Origin of the sequence: Saccharopolyspora spinosa NRRL 18395, assembly GCF_000194155.1 — a bacterium.
GTDB lineage: Bacteria > Actinomycetota > Actinomycetes > Mycobacteriales > Pseudonocardiaceae > Saccharopolyspora > Saccharopolyspora spinosa.
On the sequence record NZ_GL877878.1, the window covers coordinates 3,851,085 to 3,851,573 of the forward strand.

At 69.1% G+C, this 489-nt stretch carries 1 protein-coding gene; it reads left to right on the forward strand.

What is annotated here, in order from left to right; genetic code table 11:
• A partial coding sequence (locus SSPN_RS56870) for a hypothetical protein (RefSeq protein WP_202798839.1) occupies positions 1-262 on the forward strand: 262 nt, incomplete at its 5' end.
• Between the last annotated feature and the right edge of the window lie 227 nt (positions 263-489).

Consider the following 489-nt stretch of genomic DNA (forward strand, 5'->3'; position numbering starts at 1 on the left):
CCTGGCCGCGGATCCGCTCCCGGCCGCCGAAGTTGTCGCGGCCGCCCCGGTCATCCCGGTTGCGGTCGTCTCGATCATTGCGGTAGCCGCGGTTGTCGCGGTCGCCGAAGCGGCGCGCGCCACCGTCGCGGTCCCGCCGGGGACCGCCGGAGGAACCGCGGCGATCGAAGTTTCCGCGGCCGCCCTGGCCGCTTCGGCCGGCACCGGCCCCGCGGCGGGAGTCGCCGCGCCTGTCGTCGGAACCGGACACCGAACCTCCTGAAGCAGAAAAAGAACTGAAGCCCCACCAGGGTAGTCCCACCTGATGGTGGGTCGCGGGGGGTGGCACCCCCGATGTGAACGGGGACAACTCGTGTGGGCCGTGCGGCGTTCGAAGGAACATCACGACGATGCCGGGACAAAATAAAGGGGCCGACCGGAGATCCGTCCCCAAGGACGGGTCCGGTCGGCCCCTTTTTCTAAATAGTGTGTCGGCGGTGTCTTACTCTC